The sequence below is a fragment of the Pseudomonas sp. yb_5 genome, assembly GCF_043103865.1.
Lineage (GTDB): Bacteria > Pseudomonadota > Gammaproteobacteria > Pseudomonadales > Pseudomonadaceae > Aquipseudomonas > Aquipseudomonas putida_Y.
Genome location: NZ_JBICKE010000070.1, coordinates 14,274 through 29,742, shown reverse-complemented (window position 1 = coordinate 29,742; position 15,469 = coordinate 14,274). Strand labels below are relative to the sequence as shown.

Sequence of the window (15,469 nt, the reverse complement as noted above, 5' to 3'; positions counted from 1 at the left end):
GCATTCTGTACTTTTCAAAGAGGATTGCCCCGTCCACTGGCCAACTGCCTCGCACCTGCTAGCGTTGTTGAGGCCGACCTCTCATGGATGCCTTTTCATCATGAAATCATTGCCTCGCATTACCCTGTTGTGCGCCGCGCTGCTTGCCGTGGCCGCCTGCTCCAGCAACCGCGTGGACCCCAAGGATTACTCCGGCTTCCTCAAGGATTACAGCCGGCTGCAAGAGGCCAAGAGCCCGTCGGGTGACCCGGTGATGCGCTGGATCGACCCCAAGGTCAATATCAACCAGTACAGCCAGGTGTTCGTCGAGCCAAGCCAGTTCTACCCCAAACCGCAGCCAACAGCGGTTATCTCGCAGCAGACGCTGCAGGAAATCACCCGCTACTTCAACGAGGCCCTGCGCAGGGAAATGAGCAGCGTGATGCCTCTGGCCAAGGGGCCTGGCCCGGGCGTGATCGTGATACGCCCGGCGATCACGGCAGTGTCCACCAGTAACGAGGGCCTCAGGCCTTACGAGGTGATCCCTATCGCGCTTATCGCGGCGGGAGTGAATACCGCCATGGGTGGCCGCGACCAGGACGTGGATGTCGGTGTGGAGGCAGCGTTCCTGGACGGCGCCAGCCAGAAGGTGCTGGCCCAGGTGGTACGCAAGGGCGCGGGCCAGGAGCTGGAAAACGATACCCAGAAGCTGACCTTGAACGACGTCAAGCCGGTGCTGGATGGCTGGGCCAAGGACATGCGTGCGAGCTTCCTGGCAGCGAAGCAGAAAGGCCGCTGATTCAGTTCTGACCCAACCGGTCAACGCAATCTGGTTCAGGAGCGGCCCATCGAGACACAAGGCCGCTCCAGTTGACCGCGTTGAAACTCAGCACTCGACAAAAGCGACCGCCAAACCGCCGCGCGAGGTTTCCTTGTAGTTGGCATGCATGTCCGCCCCGGTATCACGCATGGTGCGGATCACCCGATCTAGCGAGATGAAGTGCTCGCCATCCCCCCGCAGCGCCATCTGCACGGCATTGATCGCTTTTACTGCAGCAATTGCATTGCGCTCGATACAGGGCACCTGCACCAGGCCACCCACGGGGTCGCAAGTGAGCCCGAGGTTGTGCTCCAGGGCAATCTCGGCCGCGTTTTCCAGCTGCGGCGGCGTCGCCCCCAGCACCTGGGCCAAGCCGGCGGCAGCCATCGAACAGGCCGAACCCACCTCGCCCTGGCAGCCTACCTCTGCCCCCGAGATCGACGCATTTTTCTTGCACAAAATACCGACCGCCGCAGCCGCCAGCAGGAAATCGACGACATCGGCATCGCAAACGGTCGGGTTGAACTTCATGTAGTAATGCAGCACAGCCGGGATAATGCCAGCGGCACCGTTGGTGGGCGCGGTAACCATGCGCCCGCCCGCGGCGTTCTCCTCATTGACCGCCAAGGCGAACAGGTTCACCCACTCCATGGCGCTGAGGGTTGAGCCGATCACGTTGGGCTTGCCCAACTCCTGCAGGCTGCGGTGCAACCGCGCAGCGCGGCGCTTGACGTGCAAGCCGCCTGGCAGGACGCCCTCGTTGCGCAGGCCGTTCGCCACGCACTCACGCATGGCCGCCCAGATGCGCAACAAGCCTTCGCGCACCTCGGCCTCCGGGCGCCAGGCGCATTCGTTGGCCATCATCAGTTGCGCCACGCTCAGGTTGTGGGCCTTGCACAACGCCAGCAGTTGGGCACCACTGTCAAACTCATAAGGCAGCATCACGGCATTCGCTTCGCTTGCCGGCGCATCGATCTCGGCTTGCTCGACGATGAAGCCGCCGCCTACCGAAAAATAGGTCTGGCTCAACAGGCTGTGCTGCCCGTCCATGGCTTCCAGGCTCATGGCATTGGGGTGATAAGGCAGGCTCTCGTCGAGCAGCAGCATGTCACGGCCATAGTCGAAGGCCAGCGGATGGCTACCGTCGAGCATCAGGCAGTCTTCCTGCAGCACCTGGCCAATGCGCGACTCGATGGTGGCCGGGTCGATACGGTCCGGCCACTGGCCCATCAAGCCTAGCAGGCACGCGCGGTCGGTGGCATGGCCAACCCCGGTCGCCGACAGCGAGCCATACAGCCGCACTTCCACGCGCGTTACCCGCGCCAGCAGCCCCTGCTCACGCAGGGCCTGGGCAAAGGTAGCCGCCGCCCGCATCGGGCCGACGGTGTGGGAGCTGGAAGGCCCGATGCCAATTTTGAAAAGGTCGAAAACACTGATAGCCATGCTAATGCCTGACCCTGCCCTGACATGCATCCAAGGTAGGGTTGTCTGGAGAAATTGAGCGTTATTGCGATTTTGCGCGATACTGACGCGCTGACTCACGGATGACCAACGAAACTTCCTAAGCAAGCCTTTAGTGGTACTAAACGATGCGACGACAACTCAATGGTCAGATGTTCGTCTGGCTGCATGTATTTGCCTGCGCAGCCCGGCACTTGTCCTTCACCCGCTGTGCCGAAGAGCTGCATATCACCCCGGGCGCGGTCAGCCAGCAGATGCGCCAACTGGAAGAGCGCCTGGGCTACCGGCTGTTCCTGCGCCGGGCGCGCGGCGTGGAGCTGAGCGCCGAGGGGCAACGCCTGGCCCAGACGGTGGCCGAGGCCTACGGCAATATCGAGGCCGAACTGCTGCGGCTGGACGCGGGAGAAATCCGCGGCACGTTGCGTGTGCGTTCGATCCCGTCGTTCCTGGCCAAATGGCTCACGCCGCGCTTGCCGCGTTTTCAACAACGTTACCCGGACATCGAGTTGCGCCTGGTGGCTGAGGACAGTGCTCAGGCGCTGACGCCGGGCGACTTCGACCTGGCCATCGACCTGAACGATGGCAGTTACCCAGGCATGCTCTCGACGCCGCTGCTGGACGAGCAGATCTTCCCGGTGTGCTCACCTGCCCTGCTGCGCGGGCGCCCGCCGCTGCACGGCCCGGCTGACCTGGCGCACTACCCGCTGCTGCATGACATCACCGCCTGGCGTGGCAGTTCGGAATATGCCGAGTGGGAGTTCTACCTGGAAGGCATCGGCGCCGCCGGCCTGGATGTACGGCGCGGGCACACCTTCAACCGCAACCACCTGACCATCGAGGCGGCGATTGCCGGGATCGGCGTGGCGATTGCCCGGCGCACGCTGCTCAATGATGAACTGGAACGCGGGGCACTGATCGTGCCGTTTGGTGTACCGATCGCCAACCACAAGCGTTATGTGGTGCATTACCCGCCAGGCGGCTTGAACCAGCCGGGTGCGCGGGCAGTGCATGACTGGCTGGTGGAAGAAGCGCGGGGGTTCAGGGAGTTGCATCCGTTGAACAAGGACTAACTGGCGGTACACGGTCGATGCGGGCGGGCGTTGCTCAATAAGCCTGCTTACCCGTAAAGGCATTAAGCGTGCGCACCAGAATCACAAAGTCCAGCCACAACGACCAGTTGTTGATGTACTCGATGTCCGAGTCGACCCGCTGGATCATTTGCTCGATATCCTTGGTCTCCCCCCTGAACCCGCGCACCTGCGCCAAACCCGTCATGCCTGGCTTGATATTGTGGCGGGCAAAGTAGTCGACGATATCCTGCGAATACAGGGTGTCATGTTGCAAGGCGTGTGGCCGCGGCCCTACCAGGGACATTTCCCCGGTCAGTACATTGAACAATTGTGGCAGTTCATCAAGGCTTGTACGCCGGATGAAGGCACCGATTCGGGTCAACCGTGGGTCATTCTTCTGCGCCTGCTTGACCACCCCTTCTTCCGGTTGGTGAACATGCATGCTGCGAAACTTCCAGATACGGAACGATTCGCCTGTCCAGCCGGTACGTTCCTGGCGGAAGAACACCGGCCCGCGGCTATCGATCTTGATGGCCAGCGCAACAGCCAGCAGCACGGGTGATGCAAACAGCAAAATCAACGCGGCCAGCACCCGGTCCTCAAGGTTTTTCAAGAACAGGCTCATGCCCGTCAAGGGTGTCTCCGACAAGGTCAGCACCGGAATGCCGGCAATTTCCCGCACGCTGTGGTTGATCAGGCGCAACGAGAAGATATCCGGCACCCAGTTCACCGCAATGCACTTGTCGAGCAACTTGAAATACACGTCGTTGATGACCTCGGAGCCACCCAGTGGCGTCACCAGATACACCGTACGAATGCCGTGCTGGGCCACCAGTTCGTCGAGGTCGCCAATATGCCCCAGCACCGGCAGGCGCTGCTTGCCCTCGGCGCTCTCCAGCCCCTGCCCGTCGCCTTTGTCGAGTAGCACGCACCCCAGCACCCGCTCGCCGAACCACGGGTTGTTGCTGATTTTCTGATACAGGAAGTTGGCCAGGTCACCGTTGCCGATGATCAGCGCATTGTCCAGGCGCGCATGCGCGCTAAAGCGCTTTTGCAGTTCGCGCACGGCAAAATGCAAGAATAACTGGGCGAAATAACCAATGACGAACAGTTGCACCACCAATAGCCGTGAATAGGTTTCGCTCTGTTTGGTCAGGAACGCCATGACGACCAGGAAGCAAAACGTTGCCGACCAGGCCTTGAACAGGCGGAACGCCTTGATCGAAAGCCCGACGTTGGTGCGGTAGATCGCGTAATGATCATAAATGACTGCCAGTGCGCCAATCAGCAACAGCAGCATGATCACGTAATCGGATGTGATATAGCCGAACTGGTCGTAGATCAGGTACCAGGCAATACCGGTGACGGCAATACCATCAAGGCCGGCCTGGATGGCGTTACTGACACTGCTTCTTCTCTGGAGTAAGGAACGACTGCTTCTGGGTTCGAAAACCATTTCAGACCTCATCAAGATGAGCCTAGCAAGTGCCTTCCATCAAACAGCAAGTCTTGAAAACAGACTTAAGCAAAAACTGTGCAGCAGGCGCGTGGCGCCCTCAAGCGATTGATATCACTGTAGCAGCCACCCGCTGCTGGCGTACCCGGAATCACCGCTTTTGCGATTTTTGGCCGATTCATAAGGCCCGCCTGGCCGAAACCGCCGCCCGCCGGTACAACAGGGTGCGCAACAGGAATAGCGGATTGCCCACCACATAACGCATGAACAGGCGCTTGGGCTCGCGCAGCAGCCGGTACAACCACTCGCCCCCCAAACGCCGCAGCCATTCGGGGGCACGGCTGACCTTGCCGCCGAGAAAATCCAGGATCGCCCCACCGCACACGATCAGGCATGGCCCACCAGTGGCTGCCAACTCCGCTGCCACCGCCTCCTGCTTGGGCATGCCCATGCCCAGCACGATCAGCTCGGGCTGCTGCTTGCGGGCCAACTGCAGATAGGTTTCAACGCTGGCAAAGCCATCGTGAACCGACACTGGCACGATGCCAAACTCGGCTTTACAGCGCTGCGCAGCCTGGTCCAGGTAGGGTTGCCGGGTGCCCCAGAAGGCGACCTTGCGCCCTCGGTAAGCAGCCATGAGCCTGGGAATGAAGTCAGTGCCATTCATGTTGAGCCCGGGCTCCAGGCCCAGGCCGCGATACAGGATCGCCATGCCGGCGCCATCGCGCAGCAGCACATCTGCGGCCGACAGTGCCTGGCTGTAGCCACCATCGCGCACCACCAGGTTCATCGCATGGGCGTTGACGAAACCCAGCACGGTGCCCGTGTCCGGCGTGGCCAGGCGGTCGAGCAGATGCTGCACGGCGGCGTCATCAGCGATCACGTCCAGTTGGTCGATCACTCGCTTCCAGCGATTCTGCCACTGAGCCATCAGTCGTCATCCCGTTTTGAACGCACCCATTCAACCTGGCGCTTGATCAGGAAACTCAGGTACAAGGGAATTTTCCTGGCCGCGTAGAACGGCGCGTACAACAACACCGAAAACGGTATCACTTCACGACAGAAGCGCGCCCAGGCCAACACCACGGCAAAGGCCAGCAAGGCCAAACCGGCCAAGGCGAGCCACGCGGGCAGCGCCAGGCCGAACAGCAGGTACGCCAGCCAGGTCATCAGGTTAAGCCCGAGCAAGGCCAGTACCAGCAACGCCAGGGGCGGTACCAGCAGGTCCAGGGTCAAGGCCGCCAGGCTAGCGTTACGCTGGGTGATTGCAGCCTTCGCCCGTTTGGGTGCGTCGGCGAGCATCAAGCCCAGATGGCCATGCTCCCAGCGGGTGCGTTGGCTGTTGAGGCCTTGCTGACTGAGCGGGAACTGGCTCGTGACCAGTGCCTCGGGGCAGAAAGCCGGGGGCTTACCCTGCTGGCAAAGGTCCAGGCCCAGCTTCACATCCTCGACCAGATGACCATTGGCCAGGTTGATCAGGCTCAGATCGTGCCAGCCGAACGCCATGCCCGCGCCCATCAACTGGCATGGCAGGCCCAGGCGCGCCCAGCCGCGTGGCCGCACCAGGTTCTTGACCCGCCAGGCAAACTCGGCAACCTGCACTCTCAACCCGGCACCTGCCGGTGCACGCATCAGGTACAGCGACTGTACCGGGCGCCCAAGTTCGAGGCAGCGGCGCGCCAGGCAGTCGATCGCCCCCTCGCCCACCTGACAGTCGGCATCCACCACGATGACCACCTCGGGCGGCCGCTGAGCCAGGTGGCGCACGCCGAAATCCAATGCGTAACCTTTGCCGCGCAAGCGCGTATCGCGGCGCTCTACCACTTCGGCGCCGGACGCGCGTGCCAACCGGGCCGTGTCATCCGAACAGTTGTCTGCCACGACCAGCAAGCGGTCGCCGTCCAGCAGCTGCGGCGTAACGCTGGCCAGCATCGCACGAATGACCAACGCCTCATCGTGGGCGGGCACCAACACCGCCACTCGCGGGCGCTCGCCAATGCCCTCGGGCCTCGCCCGCGCTGGCAGGCACGCCAGCAACACTTGCAGCACCAGGACCAACACCGGCACCAGGACGATGATCGCCAACAGGCCCAGTAACCAACCCAATACACTTATCATGCGTATGCCTTGAAATAGCCGGCCAGCCTGGCCGCCTCGGTGTCGATGTCATGCCGTTGCACTACACGCTGGTAGGCCACCTCGCCCATGCGCTGCAGTACCTCGGCCGGTTGCGCCAGGCAGTCGGCCATGGCTGTTGCCAGCTCGTCCACGGCACCGGCAGGGAACAACCAGCCGTTTTCGCCAGGCCGCACCAGCTCGGGGATACCCGCTACATAGGTGGTCAGCACGGGCCGGCGCAAGGCCATGGCCTCCATGATGACTACGGGCAAGCCCTCGGCGAAGCTGGGTAGCACCAGCGCACGGGCGGCCAGGATTTCCTCGCGTACCTGCGCACTGCTGATCCAACCGGTGATACGCACTTGCTGCTGCAAGCCGTGCCGGGCAATCAAGGCCTCGATCTGCTCGCGCATTTCACCGTCACCCGCCAGCACCAGCTCGAAGGCGATCGACTGGGCAGCGAGACAGCGCGCCGCTTCCAGCAACAGCAGCTGGCCCTTCTGTTCGCACAGGCGCCCGACACACACCAGCCTTGGTGCCGGCGGCACATTGACCGGCGCCACCTCATGAAAGCCACGCTCCAGGCCGCAATGCACCACCTTCACCTTGCCCCACTGCTCGTGCGCCACCCAACGGTACAGCTGGCTGCGCCCGTACGAGCTCACCGCCGCGACAAAGGCGGCGCGCCGTACTTTCTCACCCAAGTGCAGGAACTGTGGTTTGTCGAATTCTTCAGGGCCGTGCACGGTAAAGCTGTATGCCGGCCCGCCCAGGGCGTTGGCCAGCATGACCACTTCAGTAGAGTTGGTGCCGAAATGCGCGTGCACATGTGTCGCCTCCCCTGCCTGCAACCACTGCAGCACCTGGCAGGCCTCGGCCAGGTAGACCAGGTGGTAGGGCCAGGCACGGTCGGCCCGCAAGCCGAGGCGCATGGCCAGCCACAGCGCCTGGAAAAACCGCCGCGGCTGCGTACGCAGTACCTGCCACGTCGGTGCCAACAACCCCTTGAGCCCACCTTGCAATACGTAGCGGGTCTTGCCCCGTTCGGTTGTGTCCTCGGCATCCTGCACTTCGGCGTCCCACCCACGCAGGGCTATACGTTGCACCTCGACCCCTTGGCGCTCCAGCGCCAGAATTTCGCGACGGATGAAACTGTGGCTGACTTTCGGGTACTGATTGATGAAGTAAGCAATGCGCATACGAATCCAGATCCAAACCCGCTTGATGACCAACCTTCCCTGGCAACCTTCACTTCAGGCTGTCGACTACGGGCGGTCCGTCTACTGCCGATGCACTCACAGCAAATGCATCCCCCTGTTTTCCTTGTAGTCCAAGGTTGTGATTGCTGCTTGGCAATGCTGCCTGCAAACGGGTGAAAACATCGTCGAGCAATGCCTGGCGGCGGCGGTACATCGCCCGTTTCTTGGCCGGGATGTCAGTTTCCGCCCGTTGCGCCGGCGCTAATGGCAGGCTGAAAAAATCCTCACGGTCAGACGCTGTGGCACCGTGTTCTTGCCAGATCACGTCGTAGTTGGCCGCCAGGTCCTGGCCCTTGTCGCTGCCAAAATAGGGATGGCGATGGTGCCGGCAGGCGTCGCTGACGGCATACAGCTGCGTCACACCCAGGGTCCTGCCCAGGCATTTCAACGCTTCGAGCAACAGGCTGCGTGGCCGCAGCCCTTCGAAGTCCTTGGTCAGGTCACGGTAGATGGCCAGCGAGGTTTCGCTGTCGACGCCTTTGTGGATGCCCTGCACCGCACCGATGAACAGACTTGTCTCACCCTGGCTGCGGCCCAGGGTGAAGGCCAGGGATGCCACACGCAGGTCGGCCTGGAACAAGTTAAGCACCAGTTCGCCTTCGCGCTTGAACCAGATTGGCCGGTCCAGTACCAGGCAGCAGCCCGGCGAATGGCTGGACAGGTCACACAGCCTCAGGTTTTCGTCGCGGCCCAGCAATAGCAACGCCGGGAATTGCCCCGCCACCCGTTCAAAGTGTGAAGCCACCACATCCAGACGCTGTGGCGCCTCCCAGCATCGGCTGATGTAAGGCCATTGCACGACACCGATACAATCCACACCCAGACGCTGCAGACCATGCGGGCCCAGCGCCGCCGTCATGCGCTGCATGAACCCGTTCAGCTCAGGCCACTGCCTGGCGATCTGCCGCGCCAACTTGTACTTGTTGTGCAACGCCCGCAACGAGTATCCCGGTTGCAAGATAAACACGCTTTTCACGAGGGTGCCGAGCTTCATGGGTTTCTCTCACTTGTACTCGATCAAAGCCGATTTGCCAGCCGCAAGACGGTGGCGCAGGAACTTCAGCTGGCCGAGCATTTCCGGAAACTTGCCCAACACCAGGAACACAGCCTGCAGCCAGTTCTCGCGCGTCGACTTGCCGCCGCGGCGGGCCAGGCGCACGGCCTGCAGTGGGTAGATCAACAGCAAGAGCAGGCCCCAGCCGCCCAGCAGCAGGCAGGCCAGCGCGATCACCAAAGGTATGCCCAGGCCCCACAACCAGGCCCGACGTGACTCGCGCAGCCAGTGCCGCTCGGGTGGCTGGCCATGCAAGTAGGCGCCCTCGGCATAGGCATGCCCAGCGCGCAGGCTACGCCGCCACCACTGGCTGAAACGGGTCATGTCGGCATCGTGCAGCGTCATCTCGGCAGCCAGTCGCCAGACTTTCCAGCCGTTGGCCCGCAAACGCACGCACAGTTCCGGCTCTTCTCCGGCGATCAGGTCAGGACGGAAGCCACCCACGGCAGCAAAGGCGTCTGCCCGCATCAGCGCATCGCCGCCACAGGCCTTGGCCTCACCGACCGGGGTATCCCATTCCAGGTCGCACAACAAGTTGTACACCGAGCGCTGCGGGAAGCGCTCACGCCGGCGACCACACACCACTGCCACTGTGGGGTGCTGCTCAAGAAAAGCCTGCGCAGTGGCCAGCCAGGTGGCATTCACCTCGCAGTCGCCATCGACGAACTGTACCAGTTGCATCGATGGCAACAGGCGCTGCAAGGCGGCAAAACCTTCATTGCGGGCGCGTGCGGCAGTGAACGGGATACTCATGTCCAGCGCCAGCACTGCCACGCCAAGGTTGGCGGCCAATTGCAGCGAACCATCGGTGGACCCCGAGTCGACGTACATGACCTTGTCCGCCCCCTGCGCCAGCGAAACAAGGCAGCGCTCGAGACGCTGGCCCTCATTGCGGCCGATCACCACCACGCCGATCACCGTTGCCATAGGCCTCACTCGACCGATGCCGTGGCGGCCGGTTGCCGGGCCTTGATGATGGCCGGCACCCCCACTGCCAGTGAATTGTCAGGCACATCTACCAGCACGACGGCATTGGCGCCGATGATCACGTTGTTGCCGATGCGAATACTGCCCAGCACCTTGGCCCCGGTACCAATGTCGACGTTATTGCCGAACACCGGGGCAATCGGCTCGTCGACATTCTTCAGGCCCACCACCACGCCGTTGCGGATACGGCAGTCATCGCCGAAGCGGGCATAGCCGCTGACAACGATGCCGCCAAAATGATCGATGACGAAGTTGCGCCCGATCACCACCTCGCAAGGCAGTTCGATACCGGTGATGATCTGGACGAACTTGAACAGCACCTTGTAGATGAGCGAGCACAGTTTGCGCAGCAGTGCCGGGCGCAGCGTATAACGCCAGCGGCCAAAGCGGTACACCAGCAATACCCAGAAGCCCTGGGCGCCCCAGTCCCCGCCATGGGCACGCAGGTCGGCGCGAATATTCTCGAACATGGCTCCACCTACCTTGTCGGTTGGCTGGCGTACCGGGTCTTGAACAGCAATGACCAGGTTGCCCGGCAATGACGCCAGCAGGCTTGGATGGCGCCCCAGCCGCGTCGTTTCAACAGCGCCTTGAGTGCCAGCACCAGGTCGCCCAGCGTGACCAGCAGCATGTGCAGGGCCAGCCCCGCCACCCCATGATGCTTGCGGAAGTACAGCAGCTCGCTTTCGATCTGGTAGGACGAGATCTGCCGGCTGGCGGCTTCCAGCTCCGCCACCGACTTGGAACTTTCGCCACCGATGTGCACCACCGTGGTATGCGGGTAGTACACCACTTTCCAGCCCGCCTCCTTCACCCGCTTGCAGTGGTCCACCTCTTCGTAATAAAGGAAGTAGCGCGGGTCGAACAACCCCACCTTGTCGAGCACTTCGCGGCGCACCAGGTAGAAGCAGCCGGGCAACCAGTCACATTCGCGCACCGAAGCGTGGTCCCAGTTCATGTCGTCGACCATCTTCAGCCCTGGGAAGAACCGCCCCAGCCCGGTGCGCCCGACGAACACATTGAGCGGTGTGGGGAAGTAGCGACAACTGGGCTGCAGGTCGCCATCGCGCCCCTCCAGGCGCACCCCCAGTACGCCGCACTCCGGGTGGGCGTCCATGTAGTCGAGCGTTTTCTGCAGCGAGTCGGTGGCAACGAAGGCATCGGTATTGAGCAGCAAGGCGTACTTGCCCTTGAGGTGCGCCAACAACTGGTTGTTGGCCCGGCCGAAACCCACGTTCTGCTTGTTGCTCAGCAGCAGTGCCTCGGGGCACACCTGGGCCATGCGCTGCACCGAATCATCGCGCGAGGCATTGTCCACCACCAGGTAACTGGCCAGCCGCTCGCTGTCGGCCCGGCGCAGCGCATCGAACATCGGCTGCAGCAGTCCAGCGGTATTGAAGTTGACCACCATGACATCCACAGGTTTGCTAGCCATTTCAGCTGTCCCCGAAGAAATACTGACGTCTTTGCGCCATCAGCAGCGGTTCCACTTCCGGGTCGTAGGCACCGTTGCGCTCCTTCACCAGATCGATCCATGGGTAGGCTTCGCAACGTGCCTCGACCCGTTGGATCAGCTGCTCGGTGGTACAGATGAACACAGCCGGGTTACCACCATAGACAGTGCCTGGCGGCACGTCCTTGGTCACCACCGCCCCTGCGGCCACGATGGATTCAGGCCCGATGGTCACGCGAGGCATCACGATCGCACCATGGCCGATGAAGCAGTTGTCCTTGATGTCGATGAAGCCGACCGAATCCAGGTGCTTGCCAAAGCGATGCTCGATCAGCAATACCACCCCGTCATGACCGATCAACGTGCAGTCGGACAAGCCCACGCTGTTACCGATACGTACCAGCGACGGGTCGAGAAACTTGCAGCCTGTATTGACGTAGAAATTGCTGCCGACCGAATGAAAGTTGCCCCATCGGGCCAGATAGGCCCCCCATTCAAGACCAGAGGGGTTGCAGAACCTCCTGTAGAATTTGCCACCTCGCCCGGTTGCATGGGCGTAATGCGCCACTGCCTTGCGTATCCATCCCTTCATACTGCCTGGCCTCGCGATCTGAACAATCTGGAGTGTCCTGAGGCGTTCCGGTCTCGTTCTTCTAGGTGCTGACCGCATCGCTCTCACCCGTGTACAACCTGCATCACGCTGCGGCGCTGCCGGCCGCTTTCATCTTGTTATCGAGGTGATCGGCCAGCCGCAAGGCAAATTGCAACAGCGGCATGGTCGGGTTGGAAGCGCCGCCCTTGGCAAAAATGCTGCTGCCGGCGACATACAGGTTTTCGGTACCGAACACCTTGCAGTTGGCATCGACCACACCGAACTGCGGCGAGGCGGCCATACGCGTGGTGCCCATGTGATGGGCATGGGGTGCCATTCTCAGCGGTATCGAGGTGTCGTAGACGAAATCGTTGAGCTTGACGAAACCCAGGTCCATGTCGGCGAACTGCTTGGCCAGTTCGCTGCCAATGCACTTGATGGTGTGCCGGTCTTCGGCGCTAAGCACCCAATTGACATTGACCTTGGCCACGCCCAGCGCATCCTTCTCGTCCAGCAGCGAGATGCGGCTGTGCAGATTGGGGAACTGCTCGATCATGGTGCCGATCACGCCGTCACCGGGGCAGCTGAACTTGGCGACGAAGGCGACCTTGCTGGCAAACCCCATGTCGCAGGCCAGGCTCTCGAGAAAATACTTGACCTCGGCAGTGCGGCCATAGGTTCGCACATCAGCCAGCAAGGAGGCGGTGACATTGCCTTTACCGGCCTTGTACTCGTCGACGAAAGCATCGGTGGTGTAGTACTGGCGCGGTTCCGGGCTCTGCCCGGGCTTGAGGATGAAAGTGCCCATTTCGATGTTCAGGTGTTCCATGAAACACCCGCCGACCAGCCCTTCCTTGCTCACCACGCCTGCGGCCACCAGGGTCTCGCTGTTCAACAGTTGCCGAGCATTCTCGATGGCGCCTGCGGCCAGAATGAAGTTGCTTGCCACCAGGCGTTGACGATTGCGCTCATAGTCGGACAAAACCACCGCAGCCAAGTGGCCGGAAGCCTTGTCGAACTCCAGGTCAACGCAATTACAGTGGATGAATACGTCCAGACCTGGGGTCTGTTCCAGTGCTGTAGCGTACTTTTGCGCAAAACGGGTCGGTGTGCTGAGCAGAAAGCAGTCCGCCTCGAAGTCACCGCCATCGAGGCCGGTATTCATCGCGCGAAATTCCGCGCCAGGCACCAGGTCGACAATCTCCATCGCTGCCGGCAGAAAGCCTTCGATCTCCGAGTAGGGAATTGGCCAACCCGGCAAGTCGCCTGGCGGGGCAACGGCAAAATCCGAAGGCGTGAATGGCCGGCACCGGCCAGCCCAGTGATTGGAGGTGCCCCCCAGGTAACGCAGGCGGGATTCCTCGGCATACAGCTCCAGGCCGGTGGATGAGCACGCGTACAAGTCTTGCGAGTACGCCGCATATTCGCGGCCCCCGCCTTCGGCGATCATTACGCTCCAGCCGGCGGCTGCCAGGCGCAAGCCCAGGGTTATACCCGCCGGGCCGGCCCCGATGATGCCGAAATCGTAGTGGTCGCGCAGCGCCTTCTGCTGCTGAAAGTCCTTGATCATGCTGACGCGTTCCGGAAGTAACGGGACGGTAATACCCAGCCGTTGATTACCACGAACCCGGGCTTTTCGGCGGTCTTGCCAGCAACGGCCGCCGAGGCGCCGAACACTGCGCCCCCCACGCCGAGCAAGACACAGCTCTGGAGAAAGCCTCTACGACCCAACTGCGCAGTACAAAAAGTGAGCTTCCCCATGATCCCGTGACCTGTAGCCATGAAAGTTACACCCGGCAAACTGCGCTACAGCCAGTTGAAAAAGGCCGTCAGCAGTGCCCCGCACAGCGCCCCGACCAGCAACATCGGCAGTACCACCAGCTCACGTTTGAGGCTGAAGATATCCAGTTTGCAGTTCACGTACACAACCAGCACCAGCGTTGGCACAGCATGCAGGGCAACCCCCCAGATAGCCCACTCCACCCCGCCAATCGCCAGCAGCAGCGGCAACAGTCCCCACAACGAGACCAGGCGGATGATGTTGTCCATGGCCTGGTACTTGGTCAGGCCCAAGGCAATCCACACCTGATGAGCCAAGGTATAGCGCAATACGATGAACGATAGCGAAAGAATCGCCAGCATCGGCCCTGCTTCGCGGTAGCGATCGTCATACATCCAGCCAATCAGCAATGGGCTGGCGGTCAGGAACCCGCCACAAATGAACAGCACCAGCAGGTCGACCAGCAGCCGAAAGCGGAAATACAGCGCTTTCAGGCGCTGCTTGTCGTCGGCCCGGGCCGCTTCGCTGAAAGCTGGCAGCGCCACCGCGCCGACAATTTTCATGAGCGCGGTCTGCACCGCACCCAGGATCAGCACGGCGATCGAATACACACCCAGCTGCGCCGCCGACATGCTGGCACCAAACCACATGCGGTCGCCGTACATCGCCAGCACGCCGACCATCGACGACAACAGGATCCAGCGGCCAAACACGATCAGCTCGGTCAGCGCCGAACGGTCCCAGCGCAGGTGGTTGGTGGGCCCTTCCAGGGCGGTATGCCCCAGCACGGTCCAGACCACCGCCGAAACCAGGCCTGATAACACCAGCGCCCAGATCGAATGGGTCAGCAAGCCCAGCACCAGCATGACCACCAGGCCGGCCACCTGCGAGCCAAGGTCGACCAGCACCACGCGCTTTTGTTGGAAAGTTCGTACCGCCACATCTATCTTGGTGGACTGGAAACCCCAGATGGCCGCCGACAAGCCGGTTACTGCCAGCACCATCGGCAGTACGGGAGCGGCATAGGTGGAGTCGGCCGGCCACAGCTCGGCCAGTTGCGCCAACCAAGCCCCCAGGGCCAGCAGCAGGGTAAGGGCAAACAGCAGGAAACCGCGGATGATCTGCACGGTCCAGGCGGTATTGAGAAAATCCGGATCGTCACCACGGTGGCTCTGGATGATGTTCTGGCGCAGGCCGACATCGGAAAGCAAATGCAGCAGTATCGAAACAGTGGTGGCAATGACCATCACCCCGAACATTTCCGGCAGCAGCAAGCGGGCCATGATCAGATTGCCGCCCAGGCGCATCACCTGTGAAGCCACCTGCGAGACCAGGTTCCACGACCCGGCTCTCAGGGCCCGCTTGCGCAGGCTCGCGGCGGCTGACACATCAATCGACGGCATGACTTCAATCTCTGACTGATTGGCTAAAAGTCACTAT

The 15,469-nt window shown here is 61.8% G+C and carries 14 protein-coding genes; 2 read left to right on the top strand and 12 right to left on the bottom strand.

The annotated features are described in order from the left end of the window. Positions 1-100 precede the first annotated feature (100 nt). Complete coding sequence (locus tag ACF8GF_RS10225) at positions 101-778, top strand: DUF3313 domain-containing protein (RefSeq protein ID WP_176684283.1); 678 nt, start codon at positions 101-103, stop codon at positions 776-778. An 87-nt stretch (positions 779-865) separates the two neighbouring features. Here ACF8GF_RS10225 and ACF8GF_RS10220 read toward each other — a convergent pair whose 3' ends face one another. Then, positions 866-2,242 (bottom strand): L-serine ammonia-lyase, encoded by a 1,377-nt coding sequence (locus ACF8GF_RS10220; protein WP_339443222.1) that lies wholly within the window; start codon positions 2,240-2,242, stop codon positions 866-868. 146 nt (positions 2,243-2,388) lie between these two features. On the opposite strand from ACF8GF_RS10220, the gene ACF8GF_RS10215 reads away from it, so the two are divergent. Continuing rightward, entirely contained in the window at positions 2,389-3,330 is a 942-nt protein-coding gene (locus ACF8GF_RS10215; RefSeq protein WP_176684285.1) for a LysR substrate-binding domain-containing protein, read from the top strand. 34 nt (positions 3,331-3,364) lie between these two features. Here ACF8GF_RS10215 and ACF8GF_RS10210 read toward each other — a convergent pair whose 3' ends face one another. The 11 genes from ACF8GF_RS10210 to ACF8GF_RS10160 form a co-directional block, all read right to left on the bottom strand. Further along, the gene (locus ACF8GF_RS10210) at positions 3,365-4,786 is read right to left on the bottom strand and encodes an undecaprenyl-phosphate glucose phosphotransferase (protein WP_176684286.1); all 1,422 of its coding nucleotides are present in this window, start codon (positions 4,784-4,786) and stop codon (positions 3,365-3,367) included. Between the two features lie 178 nt (positions 4,787-4,964). Further along, positions 4,965-5,717 carry a WecB/TagA/CpsF family glycosyltransferase gene (locus ACF8GF_RS10205; RefSeq protein WP_339443220.1) on the bottom strand — a complete coding sequence of 251 codons (753 nt, stop codon included), beginning with the start codon at positions 5,715-5,717 and terminating at the stop codon, positions 4,965-4,967. Beyond that, a complete protein-coding gene (locus tag ACF8GF_RS10200; protein ID WP_392488566.1) occupies positions 5,717-6,904 on the bottom strand; it encodes a glycosyltransferase family 2 protein in 1,188 nt (395 codons plus the stop codon). The genes ACF8GF_RS10205 and ACF8GF_RS10200 overlap by 1 nt, the downstream gene beginning before the upstream one ends. Then, positions 6,901-8,103, bottom strand: a complete 1,203-nt coding sequence (locus tag ACF8GF_RS10195; RefSeq protein ID WP_176684289.1) for a glycosyltransferase — start codon at positions 8,101-8,103, stop codon at positions 6,901-6,903. Before ACF8GF_RS10195 ends, ACF8GF_RS10200 begins: the two co-directional genes overlap by 4 nt. Before the next feature lie 49 nt (positions 8,104-8,152). Continuing rightward, on the bottom strand, positions 8,153-9,157 hold the full coding sequence (locus tag ACF8GF_RS10190) for a VirK/YbjX family protein (protein ID WP_176684290.1): 1,005 nt from the start codon (positions 9,155-9,157) through the stop codon (positions 8,153-8,155). 9 nt (positions 9,158-9,166) lie between these two features. Continuing rightward, positions 9,167-10,144, bottom strand: a complete 978-nt coding sequence (locus tag ACF8GF_RS10185; RefSeq protein WP_176684291.1) for a glycosyltransferase family 2 protein — start codon at positions 10,142-10,144, stop codon at positions 9,167-9,169. A gap of 5 nt (positions 10,145-10,149) precedes the next feature. Continuing rightward, positions 10,150-10,674: a serine O-acetyltransferase gene (locus tag ACF8GF_RS10180; protein WP_054888344.1), complete on the bottom strand. Its 525-nt coding sequence runs from the start codon at positions 10,672-10,674 to the stop codon at positions 10,150-10,152. Between the two features lie 8 nt (positions 10,675-10,682). Continuing rightward, positions 10,683-11,639 carry a glycosyltransferase family 2 protein gene (locus tag ACF8GF_RS10175; protein ID WP_176684292.1) on the bottom strand — a complete coding sequence of 319 codons (957 nt, stop codon included), beginning with the start codon at positions 11,637-11,639 and terminating at the stop codon, positions 10,683-10,685. 1 nt (position 11,640) lies between these two features. Beyond that, positions 11,641-12,249: an acyltransferase gene (locus ACF8GF_RS10170; RefSeq protein WP_176684293.1), complete on the bottom strand. Its 609-nt coding sequence runs from the start codon at positions 12,247-12,249 to the stop codon at positions 11,641-11,643. A gap of 103 nt (positions 12,250-12,352) precedes the next feature. Beyond that, the gene (locus ACF8GF_RS10165) at positions 12,353-13,819 is read right to left on the bottom strand and encodes a GMC oxidoreductase (protein WP_392488565.1); all 1,467 of its coding nucleotides are present in this window, start codon (positions 13,817-13,819) and stop codon (positions 12,353-12,355) included. Positions 13,820-14,055: 236 nt separating this feature from the next. Then, a complete protein-coding gene (locus tag ACF8GF_RS10160) occupies positions 14,056-15,432 on the bottom strand; it encodes an oligosaccharide flippase family protein (protein WP_176684295.1) in 1,377 nt (458 codons plus the stop codon). Positions 15,433-15,469: the final 37 nt, after the last annotated feature.

What these genes read in the sequence shown, in the direction of transcription:
- ACF8GF_RS10225 (WP_176684283.1), top strand. Translation starts at nt 101, where the DNA reads ATGAAATCATTGCCTCGCATTACCCTGTTGTGCGCCGCGCTGCTTGCC.
- ACF8GF_RS10220 (WP_339443222.1), bottom strand. Translation starts at nt 2,242, where the DNA reads ATGGCTATCAGTGTTTTCGACCTTTTCAAAATTGGCATCGGGCCTTCC.
- ACF8GF_RS10215 (WP_176684285.1), top strand. Translation starts at nt 2,389, where the DNA reads ATGCGACGACAACTCAATGGTCAGATGTTCGTCTGGCTGCATGTATTT.
- ACF8GF_RS10210 (WP_176684286.1), bottom strand. Translation starts at nt 4,786, where the DNA reads ATGGTTTTCGAACCCAGAAGCAGTCGTTCCTTACTCCAGAGAAGAAGC.
- ACF8GF_RS10205 (WP_339443220.1), bottom strand. Translation starts at nt 5,717, where the DNA reads ATGGCTCAGTGGCAGAATCGCTGGAAGCGAGTGATCGACCAACTGGAC.
- ACF8GF_RS10200 (WP_392488566.1), bottom strand. Translation starts at nt 6,904, where the DNA reads ATGATAAGTGTATTGGGTTGGTTACTGGGCCTGTTGGCGATCATCGTC.
- ACF8GF_RS10195 (WP_176684289.1), bottom strand. Translation starts at nt 8,103, where the DNA reads ATGCGCATTGCTTACTTCATCAATCAGTACCCGAAAGTCAGCCACAGT.
- ACF8GF_RS10190 (WP_176684290.1), bottom strand. Translation starts at nt 9,157, where the DNA reads ATGAAGCTCGGCACCCTCGTGAAAAGCGTGTTTATCTTGCAACCGGGA.
- ACF8GF_RS10185 (WP_176684291.1), bottom strand. Translation starts at nt 10,144, where the DNA reads ATGGCAACGGTGATCGGCGTGGTGGTGATCGGCCGCAATGAGGGCCAG.
- ACF8GF_RS10180 (WP_054888344.1), bottom strand. Translation starts at nt 10,674, where the DNA reads ATGTTCGAGAATATTCGCGCCGACCTGCGTGCCCATGGCGGGGACTGG.
- ACF8GF_RS10175 (WP_176684292.1), bottom strand. Translation starts at nt 11,639, where the DNA reads ATGGCTAGCAAACCTGTGGATGTCATGGTGGTCAACTTCAATACCGCT.
- ACF8GF_RS10170 (WP_176684293.1), bottom strand. Translation starts at nt 12,249, where the DNA reads ATGAAGGGATGGATACGCAAGGCAGTGGCGCATTACGCCCATGCAACC.
- ACF8GF_RS10165 (WP_392488565.1), bottom strand. Translation starts at nt 13,819, where the DNA reads ATGATCAAGGACTTTCAGCAGCAGAAGGCGCTGCGCGACCACTACGAT.
- ACF8GF_RS10160 (WP_176684295.1), bottom strand. Translation starts at nt 15,432, where the DNA reads ATGCCGTCGATTGATGTGTCAGCCGCCGCGAGCCTGCGCAAGCGGGCC.